This is a genomic window from Gordonia sp. (in: high G+C Gram-positive bacteria), from assembly GCF_047600565.1.
Lineage (GTDB): Bacteria > Actinomycetota > Actinomycetes > Mycobacteriales > Mycobacteriaceae > Gordonia.
In genome coordinates, this window is record NZ_JASGKN010000001.1 from 1,719,178 (window position 1) to 1,743,263 (window position 24,086).

Below are 24,086 nucleotides of genomic sequence, written 5' to 3' on the forward strand. Positions count from 1 at the left end.
CGTGTGGTCTTCGGTGCTGCGTCGGCGCGTTCGGCGGTGAAAACACGACCGGGTGGGCGCACAGCACAACCCGAACAGATTAACCGGCCCGGACCCCGTCTGGCAAAACGACGATCACGCCGACTCCCGTTTCGACACCCCGGCAGCCCGCAACTACTGTTCCACGCGTGTCAGGCGTCGTCTCCGGGTTCACCGTGATCTTCCTCCTGGTGGGTGCCGGTTTCGTCCTCGGCCGCACCGGAGTGCTCGGCGAGCAGGCCGGCACGGTCCTGGCGCGGTTGGTGTTCTTCATCTGCACACCGGCGCTGATGATCCACGCCCTGGCCACCAACGACCTGTCCGTCGTCTTCTCCTCCACCCTGGCCATCGCGGCCGCCGCCGCCTTCTCGATCGGCATCGTCTACGCCCTCATCGCGCGGTTCGTGCTGGGCCGGGCGATCCCGGAGACGGTGATCGGCGCCTTGTCGTCGTCGTACGTGAACAGCGTCAACCTGGGTCTGCCGATCGCGATCTTCGTGCTCGACGATGCGTCGTTCATCGCGCCGCTGCTGCTCTTCCAGATCATGATCTACTCCCCCATCGCGCTCGCAATCCTGGACGTGACGGCACTGAACCGCACCGAACGCGGCTCGGTGTGGCGGACGGTGGCCGTGCCGTTGCGGAATCCGATCGTCATCGGCGGGCTCCTCGGCCTGGCGGTCTCGCTGTCCGGGTGGACCATGCCGAAGGCGCTGCTCTCGCCGCTGGACATGCTCGGTCAGGCGTCGGTACCGCTGGCGCTGCTGACATTCGGGTTGTCGTTGACCGGGACCGCGGTGTTCAAACGCGGGGAGAGCCCCCGCCGCGACGTCGTGCTGGCGTCGGCACTGAAGGGGTTCGCCATGCCGGCGGTCGCCTACGTGATCGCGCGGTGGGGATTCGGGCACACCGGGCACGCCCTGTTCGCGCAGGTGGTGATCGCGGCGTTGCCGACCGCCCAGAACGTGCTGGTGTACGCGACCCGCTATCGGCGGGGCGAGATCCTGGCCCGCGACACCGCGCTGGTCACCACAGTGCTGTCGATTCCGGTGATCGCGGCGATCGCGTGGCTCATCGGGCCGTAAGTCGGGGCGATCAGCGGGCGCGGCGGGGCCCGGTGTCGACGCCGCGGGCGACCCGCTCCACCGACACCGCACCGAACACCGCGACACCCTTGACGATCACCCGCGGGGCGTTCGGTCCGCCGGGCCCGGCCGCGTCGCCGGAGAAGGCGCCCAGCACCGGGGTGCCGTGCACCTCCACCGTCACATCGGTCGGCACCACGATGCGGACCTCACCGAAGATCGCCTTGCACCGCAGCGTCACGGTCGAGGCGGTGAACTCCACGTCACGCAGGTCGATGTCCACGCCGCCCAGTACCGCCGTGGCCGACAGCCGATCGCCGACCACCGAGCCGCCGCCCACCTCGTTGCTGCTCAAGACCGCCGTCGCCCGGCGCACCGGCGACGCCCCCGAACTGCTGACACGCGTCTCCCCCGCGTTCAGTTCGGCCAGCGCCCCGCCCATGCTGCCCAGCGGAAGATCGGCGCACAGCGCATCGAGCTCACCGAGCGTGGTGGCCGCGTTCGCCGACGCCGACCGCTGCGTGAACTCTTCGGGAGTGAGAGCACCCACCGTCATCGCCGCCGACAGCAGCGTGTTCGCCTCCTCGCGGTCAGCGGTGCCGGCACGCACCTGCGCGCGGCGAGGATCGTCGGGGGTTGCCGGGAAATAGGTAGCCACACCGGTCAGCGTACTGAGAATCCGCGGCCCCTGCGGGCCCGCAGATAGCCGCCGACGACCGCGGCGCCCAGGCCGTCGAGGTCCGGACTGACCACCCGCCCGGAGATCCGGCGGGCGATCCGGTCGATGAACCGCGCCAGACCGGGGTCGTCGCCGAGCCGGAAGAACGTGACCTGGGCACCCATCCGAGCGAGCTGATCGAGCTGCGCGACGGTCAGACCGATGGTGTCCGGGTGCGGCGGGTAGTAGAAGAAGGGCAGTCCGTCCGACTCCAGGTGCGCGGTCGGCTCACCGTCGGTGACGATCAGCAGCACCGGTTGCGCATTCGGATGGCGCCGGAAGAAGCGCTGCGCCAGCAACAGTCCGTGGTGCAGATTGGTGCCCTGCTCCATACGTGGCTCCAGGCCGGTCAGATCGGCGATCGACGTCTCCCGGGCCAGCCGGCCGAACTCGATGATCTGCAACTCGTCGGAACGGAAACGGGTGGAGATCAACTGGTTCAGGGCGAGGGCGGTGCGCTTCATCGGCGTCCAACGACCCTCCATCACCATCGAGAACGATGTGTCCACGAGCAGCGCCACCGCAGCCTGGTTCCGGGCCTGGGTCTCGGTCACCTCGACGTCGTCCAGGCCGATCCGCACCCCGGCGTCGGCCATGTCCCGCAGCGCGCTGCCGCCGTCCGGCGCCTCCGCGACCGTCCGCAGCACCGCATTGGTGAGGGTCTTGGTGACATCCCAGGGATCGGTGTCGCCGTACGCCCACTCCCGGGTGGCGCCGGTCGGCTCGCCGAGACGGCCCGCGTTCTCGGTGCGGCGGTCGCCACCCCGCGACGACAGCTGTTGGGCGACGTCCCGCAGGATCGACTGGCCGAGCTGCCGCATCGCCTTCGGGCTCAACTGCAGCCGGCCGCCCGGGGTGCGCTGGAAGAAGCCCTGCTCGCGCAGTGCCCGATCGAGTTCGGCGAGCGTGCGGGCATCGGCGGCGGCCTCGTCGCCGAGCTGCCGGGCGAGAGCGTCGATGTCGACGTCCTCGAGCTGTGCGCCGTTGTAGCTCTGCGACAGCTGCTCGGCCAGCTCCTCGAGTTCCCCGATGTCCCGGAGCGCGGCGGCACCCTCCCCCAGCCCCATCGACTGGTCGCCGCTGAACTGCTGCGCTCCGTCCCAGTCGAGATCGGGCCGGGCCGCGCGCAACGCCGAATCCATCTGCGACAGCTGGTCCATCAGCGCCGGCGAACCGAACGCCTGCTGCGACAACTGCGCCAGTTCCGCCTGCTGCTCGGGGGTGAGCGAGTTGAAGAACCGCTGCGCGGCCGCCGATCGCCGAGCGAGGGCGTCGATCAACTCGTCGGTGTTCTCCGGCTGTTCCGGGACGTGCTCACCGTGCTTGGCCATGAAGTCGTCGAACTGCTCGGTGGTGTCCTCGCCGCGGTTGTGGGCGTCGAGGAGGCCGTTCAGGTCCTCGAGCATCTCCGAGATCGCCTGCCGGTCCTCGTCGCTCGCGCCCTCGAGGGCCTGCTTCATGCCGGCGAACCGCTGATCGAGCGCCTCCCGGCCGAGCAGATCCGAGATCTCGCGGTACTTCTCGCGGGCGTCCGGGCTGCGCCAGTCGTAGTCGGACAGCTCACGGACGGCCTGCGCGGTGGACGCCGGCAGATTCTCGATCTGCATCTCGGCCAGCCGGGCGTCGTCGTCGAGATCGCGGGCCAGCTGGTTGCGTTCGGCCAGAACCGCCTCGTCGAGCAGACGGCGAACATCCTGGAACGTCCCGTCGAGATTGCGGCTCTCCAGCAGCTCCCGCCGCCGGCGGTTGGCGCGTTCGGCCAGCCGGTCGAGACCGGTCAGATCCCGGTCGCCGCGGCGCAGATACTCGCGGAGCGCACGCTCCGGTGAGACGCCGGACATCACGTCCTCACCGATCCGGTCCAGCGCCTCCCGCAGATCGACCGGCGGTTGCAGCGGATCCGGTCCGCCGGTGTACCGCTGGTAGCGGGAACGATGGAAACGGGCCACGGGTCAGTCCTCGTCGTCGGGCGGCAGCGAGTAGACGGTGCGGCCCTGCTCGTCGGGCTCCTTGCCGATACGCCGGGCCAGGAACAGGCCCTCCAGGGCGAGTTCGAGGGCTGCGGCGCGTTCGGCGTCGTCGCCGGCGTCGAGACGGTCCGCGATCTCGTCGGAGACCGCCGTGACGGCCGGATCGTCACCGAGAGCGTTCAGCACGTCGGCGGCCGGAACCCGATCACCGGTCAGCACCGAGTCGCCGGCGGTGAGCCGGTCGACCAGCGGACGCATGTCGACTCCGCCGAGGTGGGCGCGGACGGTGTCGGCCTCAGCCTTGCGCAGCAGGTATTCGAGGATCTCGATCTCCCGGCCCTCCTCGCCCGACTCGAACTCGATCTTGCCGCGCAGCACCTCGATCACCGGCTGCAGATCCACCGGGCGCGCCACGGCGAGATCCTCGCCGGTGAGGGTCGCGCGGTGCAGGGCCGCCGCGGCGACCGTCTCGGCCCCCGCGATGGAGAAGCGCGCCGAGACACCCGACCGCTGATCGATGGACGGATGGTCGCGCAGGTAGCGGGTGAAGCGCGCGAGGATCTCGGTGAGATAGCTCGGCACGGTGGCGACCAGGTCCGCCTCCTGCTCGATGACGGCCACCTCGTCGTCCAGTTCGAGCGGGTAATGGGTACGGATCTCGGCGCCGAAGCGGTCCTTGAGCGGTGTGATGATGCGCCCGCGGTTGGTGTAGTCCTCCGGGTTGGCACTCGCCATCACCAGCACGTCCAGAGGCAGACGCAGGTTGTAGCCGCGCACCTGGATGTCGCGTTCCTCCATCACGTTCAGCATCGACACCTGGATGCGTTCGGCCAGGTCGGGGAGCTCGTTGATCACGATGATCCCCCGATGGGCGCGCGGGATCAGACCGAAGTGAATGGTCTCCGGATCGCCCAGGCTGCGGCCTTCGGCCACCTTCATCGGGTCGATGTCGCCGACCAGGTCGGCGACCGAGGTGTCCGGGGTGGCCAGTTTCTCGCTGTACCGCTCGCTGCGGTGCCGCCACTCGATCGGCAGGTCGTCGCCGAGTTCCCCGGCCCGGCGGATCGACTCCGGCAGGATCGGCGCGTACGGGTGCTCATCGAGTTCGGATCCGGCGATCACCGGAGTCCACTCGTCCAGGAGGACCGGCAGGGTGCGGAGCAGCCGGGTCTTGCCCTGACCGCGCTCACCGAGAAGCACCACGTCGTGACCGGCCAGCAGGGCCCGCTCCAACTGCGGCACCACCGTGTCTTCGAAGCCGACGATCCCGCCCCAGGGGTCGTTCCCGGCCTTCAGGGCCTCGAGGAGGTTGTGCCGGATCTCGTCGCGGATGTCCCGCTGCACGTGCCCGGTCTTCCGGAGTTCACCGACGGTCGCGGGGGCCGGCGCGGACTGATTCTGCTTGTCGGAAGCCACGTCTCCACGCTACTCGCGCTTCCCGTGGTCCGAGAGGTGCGGATACGAGGTCACGAGGGAACATTCCCCTTGTGACCGTCCCTGTGCCGGTGTGGGACCATCGCCCCGGCGCGGCGCGGAACCGACGACCCCGCCCCTGCGTCCAAGACACGTGAAGAACCACGGATTCGTCGCCGGCCTCGGCACCGGACTGGGCGGCGGTCACCACGGCGTCTACGGATCGGCGGAACTCGAGGAGCTCGGCATCAGTCGGGCCGAGGTCCGCAGGCGGCTGCGCCACGGCGACCTCGCCGTGCTGCGGCGCGGCTGGTACGCGGCCCCGGGCCACGACCCGGTGGTCGCGGAAGCGATCACGAACGGCGGCGTTCTGTCGTGCGTCTCGGCGCTGAAGTACTACGGATTCTGGGTGCCGCCGGGCTATCACCGCTGCCATCGGCGGGGCCCGGGCGGTTGCCGCCCGTATTCGCGGATGCCGACGGGCCGGCACGCGGTCGACTCGATCGTCACGGCCCTCGAATGCGCGGCGCGGTGCATGCCCGATGACGATTGGATCGTCGTCTGCGATTCGGTGCAGAACACCATGACGGTGTCGGCGGAGGCGGTCCGCGCCGAGATGGGTCGGCTCCCGGGTCGCGTGCTGACCCTGTTCGCCAAGACCGACCGGGATTCGCAGTCCGGTACGGAGACCTATGTACGCCTCCGCCTCCGCGCACTGCACTACGCGGTAGTCGTGCAACCGAAGATCCCCGGCGTCGGCCACACCGATCTCCGTATCGGCCGCCTGATCATCGAGTGCGACTCGAAGGAGCATCACACCGGTCTCGCCGACTACCAGAACGACCGCCGGCGGGATCGCAAGGCGACCGTCGGCGGATACCTGACGTTCCGGCTCACCTACGCCGACGTCCTGTACGGCTGGGACGAGGTGCTCGCCGACATCCGGTCGATCACCGACGCCGACCGGCACCGTCGGCGCGTGGGACGAAAACCGTCCAGGTGAAGACACGAGGGAGCATTCCCCTCGTGAGCACGCGGGTGCAGATGTCAGACCACGCCCACGTCGCCGTCGACGTAGAGCCAACGGCCGTTCTCCTTCACGAAGCGGGAGTGTTCGCGCAGCTCGCCCCGCCCGTCGGGGCCCCGGAAGACGGCGGTGAACTCGACGGTGCCGGCCCGGTCGAAGGGGCCGCCGCCGGTGGTGGGGCCCACGGACGAATGCAGCCAGCGGGTGTCGTCGTCGAGGTGCAGGTCGGCGGGGCGGGTGCTCGGGTGCCAGGTGGCGGACGGATGCTCAACGTCGCCGAGCGCGAAGGCCGTGTAGCGGCTGCGCATCAGGGCCGCGGCGGTCGGTGCCGCGCCGCCCTCCCCCAGCCCGGTCAGATAGCGCCCGCAGCAGGCGCGGCACGGGTCGCCGCTGCCGCAGGGGCACGTCCGATCGAGGCGCTCGTCCATGCGCCGAACGCTACCCCTTGACGCCGGCCGCCCGAGGTGTCATGGTTAGTTAGTCAAGTAACTAACCAATGAAGGAGGCGATATGGACGAGGGACGGACACTGTTCCAGCAGATCGCCGATTCCGTCGCCGACTCGATCGTCGACGGCTCCCTCCCCGAAGAGACCCGCGCACCGTCGACCAACGAACTGGCCGCCTTCTACCGGATCAACCCCGCCACCGCCGCCAAGGGCATCAACCTCCTCGTCGACGAAGGAGTGCTCTACAAGCGCCGCGGCATCGGCATGTTCGTCGCCACCGGCGCCCGCGAGCTCCTGCTCGCCCAGCGCCGCAACGCCTTCGCCGACCGCTACGTCGGACCGCTGCTCACCGAGGCACGCCGCATCGGCCTGAGCCCCGACGACGTCGCCGACCTCATCCGCGACCGACCCGAGGAGTGAATCCATGAGTCATCCGACCGCACCCGCCGTCAGCGCCCGAGGCCTCACCAAGATCTACGGTGACACCACGGTGCTCGACCACATCGACTTCGACATCCCCAGCGACACCATCTGCGGCCTGTTCGGCCGCAACGGCGCCGGCAAGACCACCATCATGTCGATCCTCACCGCCCAGAACTTCGCCACCTCCGGCGAGGCCCGGATCTTCGGCGAGGACCCGTACGAGAACGCCGGCATCCTGTCCCGCATGTGCTTCGTGAGGGAGAGCCAGAAGTACCCCGACGACGCGAAACCCAAGCACGCGTTCGCCATCGCGAAACTGTTCTACCCGAACTGGGACGACGCTCTCGCGCAGCAGCTCATCGACGACTTCCGGCTGCCCATGACGACACGCATCAAGAAGCTCTCCCGCGGGCAACTGTCCGCGGTGGGCGTGATCATCGGCCTGGCCTCGCGCGCCGAGGTGACGTTCTTCGACGAGCCGTACCTCGGCCTGGACGCGGTGGCCCGGCAGATCTTCTACGACCGCCTGCTCGCCGACTACGCCGAACACCCGCGCACCGTCGTCATCTCCAGCCACCTGATCGACGAGATCGCCGATCTGATCGAGCAGGTCCTGGTGGTGGACGACACACACATCATCATCGACGAGTCCGTCGACGATCTGCGGGGCCGCGCCTTCACCGTCGTCGGCCCGGCCGCCGCGGTCGACGAGTTCACCGCGGGACGTGAGGAGCTCCACCGCGAGACCCTCGGCCCGGTCGCCTCGGTGACCGTGCTCGGCACCCTCACCGACGACGACCGGAAGGCACTGTCCGCCGCCGGCCTGACCACCGACTCGGTGTCCCTGCAGGAACTGATCGTGCGACTCACTCAGCACGCCGGGGGACGCGACCTGTCCGATTCGCTCACGAAGGGAGCACTGCGATGAACCGCACCGCCAACGTGGTCCGTATGCAACTGATCAACCGGAACACCTTCATCTGGGTCCCGCTGCTGATCCTGGCCGGCTCGTTCGCGCTGACGCTCGCCATCAACGGCGTGATCGACAGTTCGGTGACCGACGCCGCCCATCAGCCCAAGTACAGCGGCGGCGCCCAGGCGCCGCTCTACTATCTGGCGGTCGTCGGCGTGCAGGCGATGACGCTGACGTTCCCGTTCTCCCAGGCGCTCAGCGTCACCCGCCGCGAGTTCTATTCCGGCACACTCCTCACCGCGGCCGCGGCGTCGGCGGTGCTGACCCTGATCTATCTGATCGGCGGCGCCATCGAGGACGCGACCCACGGCTGGGGATTCGACAGCTACTTCTTCCACCTGCCGTGGATCTGGAGTCAGGGTCCGGTGGTGGCGGCGCTGCTGTACTTCACCGCGCCGTTCTTCTTCTTCGTGGTCGGCTTCCTGGCCGCGAACATCTTCAAGAGGTTCGGCCTGCTGTGGCTGGTGGTCGTCGGCTTGACGATCCTGGCCGCGATCGTGCTGGCCGCGTTCTTCATCGGCCGGGCCGACGCGTGGGCGTCGGTGGGCCACTGGTTCGCGACGCTCAAGCCGCTCACCGTCGCTGCGATCGGACTGGGCGCGAGCGCGGTGTTCGCCGGGATCAGCTACGGGATCCTGCGCCGCACCATCCCCTGACTCCTTTCGACAAGCTCAAGGAGCGTCACGCTCGTTGAGCTTGTCGAAACGAAGTGCCGTCGAACTCAGCGTCCATGGCCTGTCAACGTCGCCGCTCCGTCGGCGTCAGTGCGAGAAGTGGCGGGCCCCGGTCAGGTACATGGTGATGCCGGCGGCCTTGGCCGCATCGATCACCTCGTTGTCGCGGACGCTGCCGCCGGGCTGCACGACCGCACGCACACCGGCGTCGATCAGCACCTGGAGGCCGTCCGGGAACGGGAAGAACGCGTCGGAGGCGCCGACCGAACCCTTCGCACGGTCGCCGGCGCGCTGCACGGCCAGGTGCGCGGAGTCGACGCGATTCACCTGTCCCATGCCGACACCCACCGAGGCGCCGTCGGCGGCGAGCAGGATCGCGTTGGACTTGACCGCACGGCAGGCACGCCAGGCGAACACCAGGTCGGCGAGAGTCTTCTCGTCGGCGGCGTCGCCGGTGGCGAGGGTCCAGTTGGCCGGGTCGTCGCCGGGGGCGTCGATCACGTCGCGTTCCTGCAGCAGCAGGCCGCCGGACACCGGCCGCATCTCCAGGCCGCCCTGGTTCGGGGCGGCGGCGATCAGGATGCGCAGGTTCTTCTTGCGAGACAGGACGTCGACGGCGCCGTCGGCGTACGACGGCGCGATGATGACCTCGGTGAAGATCTCGGCGACCTGCTCGGCCATCTCGACACTCACCTCGCGGTTGGTGGCGATGACGCCGCCGTAGGCGCTCACCGGATCGCAGGCGTGCGCCTTGCGGTGCGCCTCCGCGATGTCGGCGCCCACGGCGATGCCGCACGGGTTGGCGTGCTTGATGATCGCGACGGCCGGCTCGGCGTGGTCGTAGGCGGCACGCCAGGCGGCGTCGCCGTCGGTGTAGTTGTTGAACGACATCTCTTTGCCGTGCAGCTGCTGCGCCTGCGCCAGACCGGGCGCGGCGTCGGGGCTCACGTACAGGGCGGCCGCCTGGTGCGGGTTCTCGCCGTATCGCAGCACCGTCGACCGCTCCCAGGTGGCGCCGGTCCACACCGGGAACTCCTCGGGTTCACCGTTCTCGTCGACGGCCGGCGCGACGACACCGCTCATCCAGGAGGCGACGGCGACGTCGTAGTCGGCGGTGTGGCGGAAGGCCTTGGCGGCCAGTGCCTGACGCTGCGCCAGGGTGAAGCCGCCGGCGGCGACCGCCTCGGACACCGCCGCGTAGTCGGACGGGTCGACGACCACGGCGACGGACGGGTGGTTCTTGGCGGCGGCGCGCACCATCGACGGACCGCCGATGTCGATCTGTTCGACGCAGTCGTCGGGCGACGCACCGGAGGCGACGGTCTGGGTGAACGGGTACAGGTTGACGCACACCAGCTCGAACGGCTCGATGTCGAGGTCCTCGAGTTGCGCGAGGTGGTCGTCCTTGCGGGTGTCGGCGAGGACGCCGGCGTGCACGCGCGGGTGCAGGGTCTTGACGCGGCCCTCGAGGCATTCGGGGAAGCCGGTCAGTTCACTCACCTCGGTGACCGGGACACCCGTGTCGGCGATGGTCTTGGCGGTCGAGCCGGTGGACACGATCTGGACGCCGGCGGCGTGCAGTGCGGCCGCCAGATCGGTGAGACCGGTCTTGTCGTAGACGCTGATCAGGGCGCGCTTCACGGGCCGGCGGCCGGAGTCAGACGCGGATGCGTTCACGGGATGTATGCCTTTCGTCCGTCGGAGATGACGCCACGGGCGACCACACGCTCCACCACGTCGGGGAGCAGATCGCGTTCGAGGTTCTTGATGCGCTCGTGCAGGCTCTCGACGGTGTCGTCGGGCTGCACCGGGACGGTGCCCTGCGCGATGATCGGTCCGGTGTCGACGCCACCGTCGACCAGGTGCACGGTGGCACCGGTGACCTTGACGCCGTAGTCGAGGGCGTCGGCGACGCCGTGCGCGCCCGGGAACGCCGGCAGGAGCGCCGGATGGGAGTTGACGACGCGGCCACCGAAGCGGGCCAGGAAGTCGGCGCCCAGCAGCCGCATGAAGCCGGCCGTGACGACCCAGTCGGGGTCGCAGGCGGCGACGGTGCCGGTCAGTGCCGTATCCCAGGCCGCCCGGTCGGGGTGGTCGGCGGGGGCGCACACATGCACGGGGACCCCGGCCTCGTCGGCGATCCCGCGGGCCGGGCATTCCCGGTCCAGGACCACGTCGGTGACGGTGAATCCGGAGTCGTCAGCGGCGGCGCGGCGCAGCAGGGCGCCCAGCAGGGATCCGGTCCCCGAAGCCATCACCACGATGGGTGTCCGCGCGCTGCTCACACCGCAAGATTAGTGCCCGGCGGGTTCGTCGCCCGGCTCGGGTCCGCTCACCGGCCGCCCGGGCTCCGGATCGTGTGCGAGGGCGTCGGCCACGGAGTCGTCGCCGGTGGCCGGTGCGTCCTCGTCGGCGACGGCGTCGAGGACCTCGGTGGGCGCCTCGGCGGCGTCGAGATCGTCGTCGTCGAGGATCTCCAGGCCGTCGAACATCTCCGATTCGAGCAGCGCGTCCAGGTCGAACGGTTCGTCGGCGCGCAGGGCCCGGGTGCTCGGCAGCAGGGCGTGCACGCCGGCGGTGACGGCGCCGACGACGGCGATCCAGGCGAACGCGTAGACGCCGGCGAGGGGCGCGCTGACGCCGACCCGTCCGAGTTCGCCCGCGCCACCGGAGGCCATGGTCGCGGCCAGCACGACGAGGGCCGCGCACACGGCGGCGGCGACGGCGACGGCACGCAGATGTTTGACGGGGTCCACGCTGCGGCAGTACCAGCCGATCAGCACGCCGACGGCGATCGGGAGCAGGAAGACGAAACCACCCGGCCAGCCGAGTGAGGTCTCCGGAATGATGCCCATGATCGGCAGCGGCGGCACGGTGCCCGGCACCGTGCTGATGGCGTCCACGACCGCCGAGCCGGCATCGGCGTCGGCGCCGACGGACACCCCGAGGGCCGCGATCACGACGTTCGGCAGGTACAGGATCGACAGCAGGGTGAGCCCCAGGTAACCGTCGAACGAGTGGCCTTCGGCGATAAGGCCGTGGACGCGACCCCACTTGACGACGAGGCCCAGCGTCACCAGAAGCGCGCCGCCGGCGACGAGTCCGGCCACCGCGATCAGTCCGCCGCGGCCGCCGACACGGTCGGCGACCGGGAACTCATAGGTGTCGAACAGGGGTTGCAGGCAGCGGCGACCGACCGCGATCGCCACCCCGATCCCCTGCACGAGCAGGGTGTGACCGAAAGCCGGCAGCGGCGGCGCCTGGCCGATGGTGGTGACCGAGGAGCCCTCGGCGACCACGGCGAGCGCGATCGCGGTGCACAGGAGCGGGCCGGCCAGGGCGGCACCGGCGATGGTGGCCACCTCCGGAAGCGTTTCGGCCTGGCGGGCGGCGCGCGCGGTGACCCACGCGACCCCGGCGATCACGGCGAGGGTCGGCACCAGCGGCAGAACGCCGACCGTGACACCGCCGACGGTCAGCGGCACCTGGTTGAGCACCAGCCAGCCGGCCGCCATCTGGGCGCCCAGGCCGCCGAAGGCTCCGCCGGCGAGCAGTTTGGTGAGGGTGACGACGACGGCGAGCACGGCGAAGCAGATCGCCGGCACCACGAGGGCGACCTTGAACAGGTCCCAGGTGGCGGCACGCGGAGCCTGACCCGGGGTGCGGCGGCTCAGCCTGCTCTCCCGCAACCGTGAGACGAGCACGCCGGCGGAACGTCCGGCGGAGCGCGGACCGGCGACGGGAGGCTTCGAAACGGTCATGACCCTTCGAGGTTCGCACGCGGGCCGCGGGCACGGTCGGTGCCGCGCCGTGGACCGACGAAAAACGCCGCCGACCCGAGGGTCGGCGGCGTTGGTTCGGGCGAGGACTACTTGTTCTCGTCGGCCTGCTCGTCGGCGGTGTGGGCACCGGTCGAGAAGGTGGTGGTGGCACCGTCGTCGGCACCGTGCGCACCCGGCATCGGGTTGAACGTGGTGGTCGACTCGGCGGACACGTCGGGGGCCTGCGCCTGACCGTACGAGCCGTACGAGGTCTGGCCGTAGCCCTGACCGTAGGCAGGGGCGGCCGGGGCCGACACCTGCGGGGCGGCCTGACCGTAGGCGTCGACGGCCTGCTGGCCGTACGCGCCCACCGCGGCCTGGCTGTCGGTGGTGGCACCGGCGGTCGCGACGGCCGGAGCCGTCTTGACGTTGCCGTTCTCGATCAGCAGCCAGAACAGCGCCAGCAGGGCCGCGATGATCGAGAACACCAGCAGCAGGATGCCCGGGGTGCCCAGGCCGCCGTCAGCGGTGGCGAACATGAAGATGGTGTTCAGTGCCGACACGATGGTCAGCGCGGTGATCGCGGCGGCGTAGTGCTTGTTGCGGCCGACGACGAACGACAGTGCGGCGGCGACACCGGCGACGGACAGCAGCGCCCACGGAGTGGCCAGCTGGGTGAAGAACAGTTCGGCCGAGTAGCCGTACTCGCCTCCGCTGCCCACCTTGAGGAAGCCGAGGAAGAACTCGATGATGCCCAGGAATGCGACGCCGCCCGCGAGGATGGTGGCGGTGTTGGCGGGGACGCCCTGCGACGGCGGCTTCGGTGCGGTGTACTGCTGGCCGTAGCCGGCCTGCGCGTACTGGCCCTGCGCGTACTGCTGGCCGTACTGGTCGGCCTGGCCGGCGTACTGCTGGCCGTACTGCGGCGCCTGGCCGGCGGCCTGACCGTACTGCTGGCCGTACTGCTGTCCCTGGCCGGACTGCGGATAGGTCATCGAGAATCTCCCTGGTCGAGGTGGTGAACGGAACCCACGTTACGCGAGGCGTGGTCGGGGCGCTGCCCCCTGCCCCGCGGTCTCAGTCGTCGCCCTCGGCGCGGTTGAGCACGGCCTGGGCCTGCCCGAACACCGGAGCGTCGACCATCGACCCCTCGAATTCGAACACTCCCCCGTCCCGCTTCTCGGACTCGTCGAGCAGTCGTTGCGCGCGATCGATCTCCTCATCGGTGGGGGTGTATCCGGCCCGGACGACCGGCACCTGCGACGGATGGATGCAGGCGGTGGCGGCGTAGCCGAGCGCGACGGCGTCGCGGACCTCGCGGGCCAGTCCGGCCTCGTCGGCGATGTCGGGGTAGACGGCGTCGATGGCCGTCTTGCCGAATGCGGCGGCGGCCAGGCGGACGCGGGCCCGCACGAAGCGCGGGACGTCGCGGTAGGCGCCGGGGCGGGTCTCGTCGGCGCCGAACCTGCTGGACCGGCCACCGAGTCCGTCGATCAGATCCTCCGATCCCCACAGCATGCCGACGCACATCTCGGCGGCGGCGATGTCCTCGCAGCGGACGGCACCCATCGGCGTCTCGACCTGGGCGATCACCGGCCGTCCGACGCTGAACACCTGGTCGGCGGTCTCCGTCTTGGCGAGCACCACGGTCTGGTAGCCGGCCTCGTCGAGGATCTCGAGGTCGGCACGATGGTCGACGGTGCCGACCGGATTGATGCGCACGAGAACCCGCTCGGGGTCGAGCGGGTGGTCGATCAGCGCTTGGCGGGCGGCCGGCTTGTCGTCGGGCGCCACCGCATCCTCGAGATCGAGGATCACCATGTCGGCGCGATCGAGCGCCTTCGCGTACCGCTCGGGCCGGTCGGCCGGACAGAACAGCAGTGCCGGTCCGGTCGGCACCCACGGGCCGATCACGGGCGCTCGGCCAGGCCGTCCATGACGACGGCCACGGCGATCAGGGCGAACTGCATGGCGCCGAAGATGAGTGCGACGATCGCGCCTGCACCGAGATCCACCACGGGCGGCAGCGCCAGGGCGGCGGCGATCAGGCCCAGCCAGCAGACGGTGACCAGGAACGCGATGTGCGGAAGGTAGCGGCGCCACTTGACGGCGACGAAGCCGAGTGCGGCGATCGCGGCGGCGCCGAGCCCGAGCAGAAAGTAGCCGGGTGTGAAGACGGTGGTCAGGAATGCCGGGACGCCCAGGTCGCCGGGGTTCTGGTTGGCCCAGTTGTCGAGGCGCTGCTCGATGGACGAGTCGACGGTCACCCACGAGACGAAACCCATGACGAAGGCGACCAGGCCGGGGATCGATGAGCCGACGGCCAGTTTGATCGGCAGCGGCAACGACGCCAGCAGGTTGGGCCGGGCCGGGGTGAGCCGGGGCGGCCCGTACGGTCCGGCGGTGGGCGGCATTGGGCCGGTCTGCTGCACGGACGGCGGCACCGGTCCCCACCGTCCGGGCTCGTGCGGCGGGCCGGGGCGCGCACCGGGAGGAGGCGGGAACTGCTGTCCGGGGTGATCGGTCATGACCGTATTCAACCACCGACCGGGCGGCGGGTGGCCCGGTCGTGATCAGGTCGTTGCGAGTGCCGGGACGGGTTCGTGGGTGTAGACGACCCGGGTGCGCAGGGCGATGTCCTGCAGCGATGCGCGGCGCGGCGACACCGCGACCCACAGCAGACCGATCGGCACGAACGTGCACAGCGCGGCACGCCCGAGGGCCCGGACGAACCCGGGGCGCCGGCCCGAGCCGAGCCCGACCACCCCGAGACCCATCACCACTTGACCGACGGTGCGCCCGAATGCGGCCCAGGCCGGCGCGAGGTAGCCGATGCACAGCACGACGAACATCGTCGACCCCCACAGCCACGCGTACGAGGGCAGCGAGAATCCGCCGACGTGGACGGCCAGTCGCACGAGAGCTAGTGCCAGGAAGATCGAACCCTGGATCACCACGACGACCAGCAGGTCGATGAGCGCGGCGATCACGCGGCTCACGATGCCGGCGGTGCGCACGTCGGTCACCGATCGTCCTCCGCGGGTTCTTTGCGGCCCAGGAGGCGGCCGACGAAACGGTCGACGCGGTCGTCGGCGCGTTCGCTGCCGCTGCGGACGTCGTCGATCATCTCGGTGGTGACGGTGGAGCTGGCCTCCCGGACGATGGCGGGCAGGTCGATGCCGTCGACCACGCGTTCTGCCGGGGTCACCAGATCGGTGCGGGCGATCAGCGGATCGAGGTCCACCCCGTCGAGCACCTTGTTGAGGTCGAGGCCGTCGACCGGCGGGTTGATGTCGAGGCGGGCGATCACCGGGTTCAGGTCCACCCGTTCGAGGACCGCGTTCAGATCGACATGGGCGAGCAGGGCGTTCAGGTCGATCTTCTGCAGGACCGGATTCAGGTCGACACGCGCCAGAAGAGCGTCCAGGTTCACCGTGGCCAGGATCCGGTTCAGGTCGATCGACTTGAGCAGGACGCCGGTCAGGTCGGTGTCGCCGACGGCGTCGAGCACCTCCTCGACCACGGCCCGGACACCGGCGCGCGGGACCGCGAGCGCCACATCGGTGGCCGCCTTGGCGGTCCCGGTCACCGAATGGACGACGCCGCCGACCACCGACTCGGCCACACCGCCCACGACGGGCACGTGCGAGAGCAGACCGCGCCTGTCGTCACCAGCCGATTTCACCACCCCAGTATGCCCGACACGACGGCCCCGCCGTGGCGTCACAGCCCCGGCGGCGCGCCACCGGGATGCACGACGCCCCGGTGCGACCGGCACCGGGGCGTCGTAGGCAGCGAGGGCGCTACTTGTCTCCCATGAGCTCGCGAGCCAGGCGCGCGGTCTCGCTCGGCGTCTTGCCGACCTTGACCCCGGCCGCCTCGAGGGCTTCCTTCTTGGCCTGCGCGGTTCCGGAGCTGCCGGACACGATGGCGCCGGCGTGGCCCATGGTCTTGCCCTCCGGGGCGGTGAAGCCGGCGACGTAGCCGACCACCGGCTTGGTGACGTTGGCCTTGATGTAGTCGGCGGCCCGCTCCTCGGCGTCGCCGCCGATCTCGCCGATCATCACGATCAGCTCGGTGTTCGGGTCCTTCTCGAACGCCTCGATGGCGTCGATGTGGGTGGTGCCGATGACCGGGTCGCCGCCGATGCCGATGGCCGTCGAGAAACCGAGGTCCCGCAGCTCGTACATCATCTGGTAGGTCAGGGTGCCGGACTTGGACACCAGGCCGATCGGGCCGGTGCCGGTGATGTTGTTCGGCGTGATGCCGACCAGGGCCTCGCCGGGCGTGATGATGCCCGGGCAGTTGGGGCCGATGATCCGCGTCTTGTTGCCCTTGTCGACGTTGTACGCCCAGGCGTAGGCGGTGTCCTGCACCGGGATGCCCTCGGTGATGACCACCAGCAGCGGGATCTCCGCGTCGATGGCCTCGATGATGGCGTCCTTGGAGAAGGCCGGCGGCACGAACGCGATGGAGGTGTCCGCGCCGGTCTTCTCCATGGCTTCGGCGACGCTCGCGAACACGGGGAGCTCGACGGTGTTGCCGTCGGCGTCCTCATGGGTCACCGTGGTGCCGGCCTTGCGCGCGTTGACGCCGCCGACGATGTTCGTCCCCGCCTTCAGCATCAGGGCGGTGTGCTTGGTGCCCTCGCCGCCGGTGATGCCCTGGACGATGACCTTGTTGTTCTTGTTCAGAAAGATCGACATGCCTTCGTCCTCTACTTGCTCGCCAGTTCGGCGGCCTTGTCGGCGCCTTCGTCCATGGTCTCGGCGAGCGTCACCAGCGGGTGGTTCGCCTCGGCGAGGATCGTGCGGCCCTCGTCGACCTTGTTGCCGTCCAGCCGGACGACGAGCGGCTTGGTGGCCGTGTCGCCGAGCTGGTTCAGGGCGCCGACGATGCCGTTGGCGACCGCGTCGCAGGCGGTGATGCCGCCGAAGACGTTCACGAAGACGCTCTTGACCTGCTCGTCGCCCAGGATGACGTCGAGACCGGCGGCCATCACCTCGGCCGAGGCGCCGCCGCCGATGTCCAGGAAGTTGGCCGGCTTCACGCCGCCGTGGTTCTCACCGGCGTACGCGACGACGTCCAGGGTGGACATGACCAGGCCCGCGCCGTTGCCGATGATGCCGACCTGGCCGTCGAGCTTGACGTAGTTGAGGTCGTTCTCCTTGGCCTTCAGCTCGAGCGGATCGGTGGCGGCCTTGTCCTCGAACTCGGCGTGATCCGGGTGGCGGAAGTCGGCGTTGTCGTCGAGCGTCACCTTGCCGTCGAGGGCGAGGATCTGATCGTCGGGGGTGCGGACGAGCGGGTTCACCTCGACCAGTGTGGCGTCTTCACCGACGAAGACCTCCCACAGCTTGGCGATGGTGACGGCGGCTGCGTCGAGCACCTCGGCGGGCAGGTGGCCCTTCTCGGCGATCTCGCGGGCGAACGCGACGTCGACACCCTTGACGGCGTCGACGGGGATGCGGGCGAGACGGTCGGGCTTGGTGGCCGCCACCTCCTCGATCTCCATGCCGCCTTCCACCGAGCACATGGCCAGGTAGGTGCGGTTGGCGCGATCGAGCAGGAAGGAGATGTAGTACTCCTCGGCGATGTCGCTGGCTTCGGCGACGAGGAGTTTGTTGACGACGTGGCCCTTGATGTCGAGGCCGAGAATGTTGTCAGCGTGCGTCTGCGCGTCATCGGGGGTGGCGGCGTACTTCACGCCACCGGCCTTGCCTCGGCCGCCGACCTTGACCTGCGCCTTGATCATCACGGGCTTGCCGATCTCCTCGGCGATAGCGCGTGCGTCGTCAGCGGTGTCGGTCACCCGTCCGGGTGTGGTCGGGACCCCGTGCTTGGCGAACAGTTCCTTCGCCTGATATTCGAAGAGATCCATTCAGCTCACCATCTGATGTGTTGGGTTGTGAAAGCCCGTCTCGTGGTGAAAACGGGCCGCATCGGACTCTAGACCCGTACGCACGACGGTGCCCACCGACCTCCCCCTTGTGCGATGGATCACTCCCCCGTCGGTACGGGCGTCGCCCCCGGTGAGAGCGATTTCGCACCTGAGAAGGGGCCGTGAACATCGACGGGAGGTAGACGGATGGGGTCGCCAGCCGCTACCTTTCATAGGGTTGGTAACGAGATGGTTACGACAGAACGAGCCCGAATCGAGGTGACTGCATTGACCGCACGCGCGCATTCCGCCGGCGCTCGCGGCACCGTGCTCACCGACGACGCCAAGATCGACAGCCTGATGACTCGCGACATCCCGTTGCCCCCGCGCGACCTGCGCCTCGGCCTCTCCTCCACCACGCTGGAGCCGTCCCGTACCCGGACGTCGACCGCCGACACCGTGACCACGCTGCCGCGCGTCGACAGCACCGCCGTGAAGATCGCCGCCTCGTCGGCCCGCCGGGGATCGGCCACCGCGGTGACCGACACCGTGCCGGTCACGAAGGCCGAACCGATGGTGATCGAGCCGACGGCCCCGGCGGCTCCCGCCCCGGCGACCGAGTCCGGCACCGTCAAGACCGGCCCCCGCAAGACCACCCGGACCAAGCACCGCGCCACCCCGCCGGCCGCGCTGAAGGCGCGGACCGCGCTGGTCGCGGTCGCTGCGGGTGCGGCCGCCGCCGCGGTCGCCGGCTCCGGCACGCAGCCGACCGAGCACGCCGCACCGAAGCCGGAAGCCGCCCCGGTGCCGCTGGCCTCGACCGCCGACGCCCAGGGAGGCGCGGTTCCGGCCGCCAGCACCTCGGACATGGACGGCTTCACCGCTCAGCTGGCCGAAGGCAAGCGGATCGCCGCGGCCAAGGCCGCCGCCGAGAACGCTGCACGCCGGCCCCTCTACGAGTCGCCCATTCCGATCGGCGCCTACACGTTCACCTCGGGTTTCGGCGAGCGCTGGGGCTCCTTCCACGGCGGCCTGGACTTCGCCGCCCCGCTGGGCACCCCGATTCACGCGGTCACCGACGGCGAGGTGGTCGAGGCGGGCCCGGCGTCCGGCTACGGCAACTGGATCCAGATCAAAGCCGCCGACGGCACCATCACCATGTACGGCCACATGGCCAGCTCGGGTGTTCTGGTGAGCAAGGGCCAGCATGTGACCGCCGGCGACGTGATCGCCCTGGTCGGTTCCGAAGGCTTCTCGACCGGACCGCACTGCCACTTCGAGGTGTGGAAGAACGGCGTCACCAAGATCGACCCGGCACCGTGGCTCGCCGCGCACGGCGTGCGCATGTCCGCCTACACCGGCTGACCACCGACGAACCGACGAAAAGACCGGCACCCTTCACGGGTGCCGGTCCTTTCTCGTCGGTCTCGGCGTCTCAGGAGTTCCACTCCGGATCGGCGAGTCCGCCCGGCGGGGGCGGAGCCTGGCCCGGGTAGCCGGCCGGCGGGTGACCCGGCTGCGGATATCCCGGCTGCGGATATCCCGTCGGCGGCCGGCCGGGAGCGTGCTGCCCGGGCGGAGGGAAGCCGGGGGCCTGCCCGTAGGCCGGATAGCCGGGCGCCTGCCCGGGTGCACCGTAGAACGGCGGCTGACCGGGGGCAGGCTGCGCCTGCGCGGGACCGAAGATGCCGCTCTTGAGACCGGACTCGGTGGCCCGGCTGACGATCACGCCCAGGCCGACGGCGATCGCCATCACCAGGATCGTGAACGCCACGTTCCGGCTGCCGTGCTCGATGCTGAACGACGGCGCGTACGCCGGGGACGGCGCGAACGGGGTGACGGCCAGCATCAACAGGCCGAGGACCGCGCCCCACGGCACCTTCACGATGGCCAGGATCAGGCCGGCGGCCATCATCGCGAACATGCCGCGCAGGCACCACGACGCCCAGGTCGCCATGTCTCCGTAATTCTTCGCACTCGCCACGACACCCCAGCCGCCGCCGACGGCCAGCAACGCCGCCACGCCGTAGACGGCCGCCACGATGCCGCGGCGGGTCTTGTCCTGTTCCATGCTGGCGGCGATCTTGGTCGCGGCGATGGCCGCGGCACCCACCAGCAGAACGGTCAGCACTCCGCCGCCCCAGGCCCCGACCTCGTGGATGCGGTGATCACCGGACGCGGCGAAGAATCCGATGCGCAGGACGGCGACGATCACGGTGACGGCCAGCCACACGATGCCCTGACGTCCGGCGGGTTCGACGAACGTCCACATGCCCGACGGCGGCTCCGGCAGGGTGCGGAACACCGATTTCACGGCCCGGTCGAGGCCGACGGCGGCCCAGGCCGCGGCACTGAGGAACAGGACGGTGAGCAGCGACTGCACGATGCTCCCGAAGATCACCTGGGTGTAGAAGGAACTCTTGGAACCGGCACTGCCGGCGCCGCCCAGGATGTGGCCGCCGATGATGGCGGCGGCCCAGGCCAGAAGTCCGCCGAGGATTCCGGCGACCAGCGACCACAGGCTGCCCCGTCGACCGGACGCCCAGGCGGCGACGATCGCGGCACCGATCAGAATGCTCGGGCCATAGGTGCTGGCGGTCGCATAGCCGTAGCCGCCCGACGACATCAGGACGAAGTCCAGGTTCTGCACCACGGCACCGGCCGCGACCACCCACAGCAACGCCGTCACGATGCCGCGTCCGTCGGGCCGGTCGATGTTCTTCACGACCACCACGATCGGCGGGATCACCGAGAGGACCCCGACGGCGCCTGCCACGTACGTGAGGACGTCGCTGGAGCCGTCCGCGACCCGGACCGCGAGCAGAACGTACGACACCGCCTGCAGGACCAGATAGGCGAGTCCGGCCACTGCGACGGCGACGATCGGGCCGAAGTCGGAGAGGGTGAACTTGGCTCCGGCCGGGCCCGGCTGCCCGTACGGCGCCGGTCCGGGAGCGCCGCCGTACGGCTGCACCTGTCCGTACGCCGGCTGACCGTAGGGCCGGCCCACGGGCGGCGCACCGTAGGGCTGCTGGCCGTACGGTGCGGCCGGCGCAGCGTGCGGACCCGACGGGTGAGGTCCGTGGGGACCGGGCGGGTACGGACCGTGGGGGCCGGACGGATACGGTCCGGGGCCGTAAGGGGTGCTCATGGCCGAAGGTTAACAATCCGCAGGGTCGCCGGCCGGCAGACAGCGCGAACCGGCGGGACGATTCCCCCGAACGACCGTCAGAGCTTCTCGCCGGGAAGCCCGCCGAGCGTCAGGAGCGTCACGCGACCGATGGTGCCGCCGAAGTCGAAGGTGATCTTCTCGGTGGGGCCGGCGCCTTCTTTGGCGACGGCCTTGCCCATCCCGTACTTGGGGTGGTTGATGCGGTCGCCGATCTCGTAGTTCACCGACTTGTTGCGCGACCGGGTCGGATCCGACGAGTACGACGATCGGCCGCGCAGGCCCAGGGTGTCGCCGGCCGACGAGAAGCCGAACGGGCGCGCCGTCGATCCCCCACCGAAGCCGCTGCCGAAGCCGCGGCGCTCCGGCCGACGCGGTTCGGTGCGCCGCCAGTCGATCAAGTGCTGCGGAATCTCCTGCAGGAAACGGGATTCCGGGTTCTGCACCGGCTGACCCCAGGAGGCCCGCATGAGCGCACGGGTCAGGTACAGGCGCCGGCGGGCACGCGTGATGCCGACGTAGGCGAGGCGGCGTTCCTCACTCAGTTCACCATCGTCGCCGAGGGCGCGCAGATGCGGGAACTGGCCGTCTTCCCAGCCGGTGACGAAGACGATCGGGAACTCCAGCCCCTTCGCGGTGTGAAGTGTCATCAGCGTGACGACGCCCTCGTCGGTGTCCGGGATCTGATCGGCATCGGCGACGAGGGACACCTTCTCCAGGAAGGCCGCCAGGGATCCGGGTTCGGGCTCCCCCGACGGTTCGTCCGGTCCGGGCTCGTCGGGTTCGTCGTCAGCCTGCGCGGCTTCGAGACTGAAGTCGCGGGCGACGGCGACGAGTTCGTTGAGGTTGTCCAGGCGGGCGCCGTCCTGCGGATCGTTGGACGCCTCGAGTTCGGCGCGGTAGCCGGTGCGGTCGACGATGGCCTCCACCAGATCGCCGATGTCGGCGCCCTCGGCGGTGGCGTCCACCATCTCGGCGTCGTCGTCGCCGAAGGCGAGGAGGAACTCGTTCCGCAGTCCCTCGATCAGTTCGACGAACCCGCCGATCTGGTTGACCGCACGCGTGTTGAGCAGCGACACCCGTCCGTCGGCGGCGTCGAGCAGCGCCTGGTAGAAGCTGACACCGAGATTCTCGGCGTGTACGGCGACGCACGCTTCGGCACGGTCACCGATGCCGCGGCGCGGGGTGTTGAGGATCCGGCGCAGGCTGACCGAATCGTCGGGGTTGGCGACCACCCGCAGGTACGCGACGATGTCGCGCACCTCCTTGCGCTCGTAGAACTTGGTGCCGCCGACCACCTTGTACGGGATGCCGTGCCGGACGAAGACCTCTTCGATGGGGCGGGATCCGGTGTTGGTGCGATAGAAGACGGCGATGTCGCCGTAGCTGGCCGTGGATGAGCCGCCGATCGAGTGATCGACCAGTTCCTCGATCTCCTTGCCGATGAACTGGGCCTCGTCGCGATCGGAGTCGGCGACGTAGCCGACGATGAGGTCGCCGTCGCCCGAGTCGGTCCACAGCTTCTTCTCGCGCCGGTTCGGGTTCCGCGAGATCACCGCGTTCGCCGCGGTCAGAATCGTCTGGGTGGAGCGGTAGTTCTGTTCCAGCAGGATGGTCGTCGCGTCCGGGTAGTCGCGTTCGAACTCGTCGATGTTGCGGATGGTGGCGCCGCGGAACGCGTAGATCGACTGATCGGAGTCGCCCACCACGCACAGCTCGGACGGCGCGACGGCACTCGATCCCCCGCGAGACTCCCCCACCAGTTCGCGGACCATCGAGTACTGGGCGTGGTTGGTGTCCTGGTACTCGTCGATCAGGACGTGCCGGAACCGGCGCCGGTAGTACTCGGCGACGTCGGGGTGACGGCGGAACAGCTCGACGGTCTCGCCGATCAGGTCGTCGAAGTCGAAGGCGTTGCCCTCCGCCAGCCGGCGCTGATACTCGGCGTACACGCGGGCGATGTCGTCGCCCGTCTGGCCCTGCTGGGTGGGGATCTCGGCGATGGTCGCCGCGACCTCTTCCGGACTCTTCAGTTCGTTCTTGAAGTTGGAGATGACCGTCGCCAGTCCGCGCGGACTGTAGCGCTTGGGGTCGAGTTCGAGGTCGCGCACGATCATGCCGATCAGGCGGCGCGAGTCGTCGGCGTCGTAGATGGAGAAGTTGGAGTTGCGGCCCTCCAGCAGGGCGGACTGGGCGCGCAGGATCCGGACGCACGTGGAGTGGAACGTCGACACCCACATGTAGGCGCCGCGCGGGCCGACGAGGTCGATCACGCGTTCCCGCATCTCGGCGGCGGCCTTGTTGGTGAAGGTGATCGCCAGGATCTCGCCGGGTCCGACGCCGCGCGCGGCCAGCAGGTAGGCGATACGGCGGGTCAGGACCGCGGTCTTACCCGAGCCCGCTCCCGCCACGATCAGCAGGGGCGAGCCCGTGTGCAGCACAGCCTCCCGCTGCTGCGGGTTCAGGCCGTCGAGGAGCAGGTCGGCAGGGTTCGTCATCAAGGTTCCAGGCTACCGGCCCCCTCCGA

22 protein-coding genes are annotated in these 24,086 nt (G+C 69.8%); 6 read left to right on the forward strand and 16 right to left on the reverse strand.

Annotation, left to right across the window (positions count from 1 at the left end; genetic code table 11):
- Nucleotides 1-167 precede the first annotated feature (167 nt).
- Nucleotides 168-1,103 (forward strand): AEC family transporter, encoded by a 936-nt coding sequence (locus tag QM774_RS08410; protein WP_414975448.1) that lies wholly within the window; start codon nt 168-170, stop codon nt 1,101-1,103.
- A gap of 10 nt (nt 1,104-1,113) precedes the next feature.
- Here QM774_RS08410 and QM774_RS08415 read toward each other — a convergent pair whose 3' ends face one another.
- From QM774_RS08415 to QM774_RS08425, 3 genes are read right to left on the reverse strand one after another with little or no spacing between them, the layout of a single operon-like run.
- Nucleotides 1,114-1,761: a DUF1707 SHOCT-like domain-containing protein gene (locus tag QM774_RS08415; RefSeq protein WP_414975449.1), complete on the reverse strand. Its 648-nt coding sequence runs from the start codon at nt 1,759-1,761 to the stop codon at nt 1,114-1,116.
- Between the two features lie 5 nt (nt 1,762-1,766).
- Nucleotides 1,767-3,770: a vWA domain-containing protein gene (locus QM774_RS08420; protein WP_414975450.1), complete on the reverse strand. Its 2,004-nt coding sequence runs from the start codon at nt 3,768-3,770 to the stop codon at nt 1,767-1,769.
- A 3-nt stretch (nt 3,771-3,773) separates the two neighbouring features.
- Entirely contained in the window at nt 3,774-5,207 is a 1,434-nt protein-coding gene (locus tag QM774_RS08425) for a sigma 54-interacting transcriptional regulator (protein WP_414975451.1), read from the reverse strand.
- A gap of 151 nt (nt 5,208-5,358) precedes the next feature.
- Between QM774_RS08425 and QM774_RS08430 the strand changes: the two genes are divergently transcribed.
- Entirely contained in the window at nt 5,359-6,207 is an 849-nt protein-coding gene (locus QM774_RS08430) for a hypothetical protein (protein ID WP_414975452.1), read from the forward strand.
- Between the two features lie 44 nt (nt 6,208-6,251).
- Here the strand turns inward: QM774_RS08430 and QM774_RS08435 are convergent, their stop codons facing one another.
- Complete coding sequence (locus tag QM774_RS08435) at nt 6,252-6,659, reverse strand: YchJ family protein (RefSeq protein WP_414975453.1); 408 nt, start codon at nt 6,657-6,659, stop codon at nt 6,252-6,254.
- Between the two features lie 82 nt (nt 6,660-6,741).
- Between QM774_RS08435 and QM774_RS08440 the strand changes: the two genes are divergently transcribed.
- Genes QM774_RS08440 through QM774_RS08450 form a run of 3 tightly spaced genes read left to right on the forward strand, consistent with a single transcriptional unit; the run spans nt 6,742 to nt 8,730 of the window.
- Nucleotides 6,742-7,098 carry a GntR family transcriptional regulator gene (locus QM774_RS08440; protein WP_414975454.1) on the forward strand — a complete coding sequence of 119 codons (357 nt, stop codon included), beginning with the start codon at nt 6,742-6,744 and terminating at the stop codon, nt 7,096-7,098.
- Between the two features lie 4 nt (nt 7,099-7,102).
- Entirely contained in the window at nt 7,103-8,029 is a 927-nt protein-coding gene (locus QM774_RS08445; protein WP_414975455.1) for an ATP-binding cassette domain-containing protein, read from the forward strand.
- On the forward strand, nt 8,026-8,730 hold the full coding sequence (locus QM774_RS08450; RefSeq protein WP_414975456.1) for a hypothetical protein: 705 nt from the start codon (nt 8,026-8,028) through the stop codon (nt 8,728-8,730). Before QM774_RS08445 ends, QM774_RS08450 begins: the two co-directional genes overlap by 4 nt.
- A gap of 105 nt (nt 8,731-8,835) precedes the next feature.
- On the opposite strand, the gene purH is transcribed toward QM774_RS08450, so the two are convergent.
- From purH to sucC, 10 genes are all read right to left on the reverse strand, one after another.
- Nucleotides 8,836-10,425 carry a bifunctional phosphoribosylaminoimidazolecarboxamide formyltransferase/IMP cyclohydrolase gene (gene purH / locus QM774_RS08455; protein ID WP_414975457.1) on the reverse strand — a complete coding sequence of 530 codons (1,590 nt, stop codon included), beginning with the start codon at nt 10,423-10,425 and terminating at the stop codon, nt 8,836-8,838.
- Nucleotides 10,422-11,003, reverse strand: coding sequence for a phosphoribosylglycinamide formyltransferase (gene purN / locus QM774_RS08460; RefSeq protein WP_414976623.1), 582 nt, complete (start codon nt 11,001-11,003; stop codon nt 10,422-10,424). Before purN ends, purH begins: the two co-directional genes overlap by 4 nt.
- 39 nt (nt 11,004-11,042) lie before the next feature.
- Entirely contained in the window at nt 11,043-12,509 is a 1,467-nt protein-coding gene (locus tag QM774_RS08465; RefSeq protein ID WP_414975458.1) for a DUF6350 family protein, read from the reverse strand.
- A gap of 107 nt (nt 12,510-12,616) precedes the next feature.
- Entirely contained in the window at nt 12,617-13,504 is an 888-nt protein-coding gene (locus tag QM774_RS08470) for a DUF5336 domain-containing protein (protein WP_414975459.1), read from the reverse strand.
- Nucleotides 13,505-13,586: 82 nt separating this feature from the next.
- Nucleotides 13,587-14,423, reverse strand: a complete 837-nt coding sequence (locus QM774_RS08475; RefSeq protein ID WP_414975460.1) for an HpcH/HpaI aldolase/citrate lyase family protein — start codon at nt 14,421-14,423, stop codon at nt 13,587-13,589.
- Nucleotides 14,420-15,037: a DUF5336 domain-containing protein gene (locus tag QM774_RS08480; protein WP_414975461.1), complete on the reverse strand. Its 618-nt coding sequence runs from the start codon at nt 15,035-15,037 to the stop codon at nt 14,420-14,422. The genes QM774_RS08475 and QM774_RS08480 overlap by 4 nt, the downstream gene beginning before the upstream one ends.
- A gap of 45 nt (nt 15,038-15,082) precedes the next feature.
- On the reverse strand, nt 15,083-15,535 hold the full coding sequence (locus tag QM774_RS08485; protein ID WP_414975462.1) for an RDD family protein: 453 nt from the start codon (nt 15,533-15,535) through the stop codon (nt 15,083-15,085).
- Complete coding sequence (locus QM774_RS08490; protein ID WP_414975463.1) at nt 15,532-16,194, reverse strand: hypothetical protein; 663 nt, start codon at nt 16,192-16,194, stop codon at nt 15,532-15,534. The genes QM774_RS08485 and QM774_RS08490 overlap by 4 nt, the downstream gene beginning before the upstream one ends.
- 118 nt (nt 16,195-16,312) lie before the next feature.
- Nucleotides 16,313-17,215 (reverse strand): succinate--CoA ligase subunit alpha, encoded by a 903-nt coding sequence (gene sucD, locus QM774_RS08495; protein ID WP_414975464.1) that lies wholly within the window; start codon nt 17,213-17,215, stop codon nt 16,313-16,315.
- An 11-nt stretch (nt 17,216-17,226) separates the two neighbouring features.
- The gene (gene sucC, locus QM774_RS08500; RefSeq protein WP_414975465.1) at nt 17,227-18,390 is read right to left on the reverse strand and encodes an ADP-forming succinate--CoA ligase subunit beta; all 1,164 of its coding nucleotides are present in this window, start codon (nt 18,388-18,390) and stop codon (nt 17,227-17,229) included.
- Between the two features lie 279 nt (nt 18,391-18,669).
- Here sucC and QM774_RS08505 point away from each other — a divergent pair, with 279 nt between their 5' ends.
- Nucleotides 18,670-19,755, forward strand: coding sequence for a M23 family metallopeptidase (locus QM774_RS08505; RefSeq protein WP_414975466.1), 1,086 nt, complete (start codon nt 18,670-18,672; stop codon nt 19,753-19,755).
- 70 nt (nt 19,756-19,825) lie between these two features.
- Here QM774_RS08505 and QM774_RS08510 read toward each other — a convergent pair whose 3' ends face one another.
- Nucleotides 19,826-21,541 carry a hypothetical protein gene (locus tag QM774_RS08510; RefSeq protein ID WP_414975467.1) on the reverse strand — a complete coding sequence of 572 codons (1,716 nt, stop codon included), beginning with the start codon at nt 21,539-21,541 and terminating at the stop codon, nt 19,826-19,828.
- A 77-nt stretch (nt 21,542-21,618) separates the two neighbouring features.
- The gene (locus tag QM774_RS08515) at nt 21,619-24,057 is read right to left on the reverse strand and encodes a UvrD-helicase domain-containing protein (RefSeq protein ID WP_414975468.1); all 2,439 of its coding nucleotides are present in this window, start codon (nt 24,055-24,057) and stop codon (nt 21,619-21,621) included.
- Nucleotides 24,058-24,086 lie beyond the last annotated feature (29 nt).